Genomic DNA, 2,825 nt, shown 5'->3' with positions numbered 1-2,825 from the left:
CATCGATATCCTCAAAAGATCGGCCGCCACCACTTCCGACTTCTGCACCCCCGCGAATCCCAACCCTCGTACAAAGGCCACAGTGGCCAGCACGTAAATGGCGGTAACGGCGAGAGTCCCCAGCACAAGGGCCCGCAGGATGTTCCGCGTGGGGTTCCTTACCTCCGCCGCGACATAGGCCATCTCATTCCACCCACCGTAGGTGAAAAGCACCAGGATCATGGCCAGCCGCAGGTCGAATGGCGGGGGATCTGCCGGCGGCGCTTTCTCCGCTGCCGCACCCGGCACCAGGAACATCCCCACCACGAAGATAAGTGCCAGGCTGAGCACCTTCAGAACGGTGAGGAGATTCTGCGTCCACTTTCCTTCCCGCACGCCCAGGATGTTGATCAACGTGAGAACGGCGATCGCTCCCATGGCATAGGCCATGAGAGAAAACTGTGGTCCCCCGGGAATATGAAGGGGGAAAATTTCCCGCGCGTAGGTGGCGAAGACGAAGGCCATCATGCCGATCGAACCTGGCCGGACGACCCACAGTTCGCACCAGGCAAACAGGAAGCCCATCCAGCGTCCATACGCCCGGGTGAGAAACACGTAATCACCCCCGGCATGGGGAAAGGCGGTAGCCAGCTCAGCATAGCAGAGGGCTCCAATCAGGGAGAGCAGTCCGCCCAGCACCCAGACGGCGATCAGCCAGCCCGCATTCGGCAGGACACTGGCAATAGTGGGGGTTGTCTTGTAAATTCCCGCCCCGATGATGATGCCCACAATAATACAGATCGAATCGAAAAGCCCCAGTTCTTTTCTGGGTTGGACAGCGCTGGACGGAACAGAAGATGTGCTTGGGGGAGTGGCTTTGTTCATCATAGACCGGCTGCGGTACGGCAGGATATGAAGACTTCGTCACTCGTAACACCACGCCTTGCACCACCAGCCCACGACAAGCCGTTATTGTAATCGGAACCTGGCCCGGCCGCCACAGTGGCGGCGGAGAGTCGGAACGGCCTTTTCCTGAGGGGCACGCTTGTCGTGCCCGACCGAGCTTCTTCCTCAGGTGGGCACTGTAACGAGCGGTGGCTCCAGCGGCCCGGGCTTGAGCCAGTCCGTGTCGAACCCGAAATCCTCCAGCAGCAGTCGCGCGGAAAGACGCGATGACTCAAAAATCGTCGGCAATCCGCTGCCCGGATGGGTCCCCCCACCCACCAGGTAGACCCGATCGAGCTCCTCGAAGCGGTTGTGCGGGCGAAAATAGAGCATCTGCCCCAGGTTGTGCGCCAGGTTGAAGGTGGCGCCACGAAAGATCTCCCATGCCTCCCAGTCGGCCGGGGTCCAGATCAACTCCGCCCGGATTCGGGATCGGATGTCCCTCAGCCCAATCCGTTGCAGCCGGTCGAGAACCAGTTCCCGAAAACGCAGCCGTTCTTTCTTCCAGTCCACATTGGGATGCTGATGGGTGACCGGCACGAGGATGTACAGGGTACTGTGCCCCGGTGGCGCCAGCGTTTTATCGGTGATACAGGCATTTTGCACGTAAAAGGCTGGTTCCTCTGAAAGAACGTGCCGTTCTTCAATGTCCTTCAAATATTCCCGATAATTTGGTGGGATGTAAATATTATGATGAAGCAATCCGTCTATTTCGCCTTCTATGCCAAGATAAATCATGAACGTGGAACACGAATAACGCTTCTTTTCCAGATTCTGGTTCGACCAGCGACGCCGCAGCCGATCGGGCACCAGCCGCTGCATGCACCGCGCAAAGTCCACATTGATGACCAGGGCATCGCACGGGTAGGCGTCATTCTGCGTCCGTACTCCGATCGGCCGACGCCCCTCGAAAAAGATTTCCTGCACTTCCTCATTAAGGCGAATCTGTGCCCCGAATTGCACCGCCAGTTCCGCCAGACGGCGCGGCACCGCATTGCATCCCCCGATCGGATGAAATATCCCATAGGCGTATTCCAAATAGGACAACACCGAGAACATGCTGGGGCACTGTTCGGGGGACATCCCAAGATACTTTGACTGGAACGTAAACGCCACCTGTAAATCGGGATCGCTGAAAAAGCGTGCCAAATCCTGCTGAAGCGTCCTGTGCGGCCGCAGTACAGGAAGCAGTGCGAGCGCCTCCCGGCTCAGATAGTGATAAATGCGTTCAAACGGTCGTTGAAGACAACGAATAACGGGAGGGAATTTGCGCTGATTATCGCGCAGGAATTTTTCAAAACCGTGGGTATCCTGCGGTGCGAATTTTTTTATTTGCTCCATCATTTTGGGAATATCGGCTGTGGCATCCAGGTAACCCCGCGCCCCCAAAAACAGCCGATACATGGGGTCCAATCGAACGAGAGGAATCTCCTCTTCCAGTTTTCGTCCAATCGCGCGGAAGATCTCCCGAAGGGCAGAGGGATAGCGCAGGAACGTCGGACCGCGATCGAACTTATACGGACCAATTTGAAGCTGCGAGCAGCGGCCGCCCACCACGGGCTGTCGCTCCAGGACAAGGACTTCGACACCCGCCTTGGCCAGCAGGAGCGCAGCCGCCAACCCTCCCGGACCCGCGCCGATTACGATGACCTTCGGTTTCTTCATCGACCCGTCCTGAAAATTCGCAGTGACAGAAACACCACTAAGCCCTGTGATTACGGCAATATATAGGCAGGAGACACGCTGGGCAAGGAAGGAACGGAAGCTCACACCCCCGACAGTTTCACGACGCGGATTCCGCGAACGTCGGGCAAGAGCGCAGAGATGAACACCGACGTGGCAGGTGGCAGGGGCGAAAAACTTTTCGCCCTGCCTTTCGCGCGGTCAGCCAGTCAGATAGG

2 protein-coding genes are annotated in these 2,825 nt (G+C 57.8%); both read right to left on the bottom strand.

Annotated elements, in window-relative coordinates:
* Positions 1 to 867 (bottom strand): amino acid permease (locus H5U08_RS14825; protein WP_297034717.1); only part of this gene is annotated, 867 nt, incomplete at its 3' end.
* A gap of 183 nt (positions 868 to 1,050) precedes the next feature.
* Positions 1,051 to 2,589 (bottom strand): phytoene desaturase family protein, encoded by a 1,539-nt coding sequence (gene crtI, locus H5U08_RS14820; RefSeq protein ID WP_297034715.1) that lies wholly within the window; start codon positions 2,587 to 2,589, stop codon positions 1,051 to 1,053.
* Positions 2,590 to 2,825 lie beyond the last annotated feature (236 nt).

The organism is Thermogutta sp. (assembly GCF_014359955.1).
GTDB lineage: Bacteria > Planctomycetota > Planctomycetia > Pirellulales > Thermoguttaceae > Thermogutta.
The sequence above is the reverse complement of the archived record's forward strand: the minus strand, read 5'-3'. Positions and strand labels throughout refer to the sequence as shown.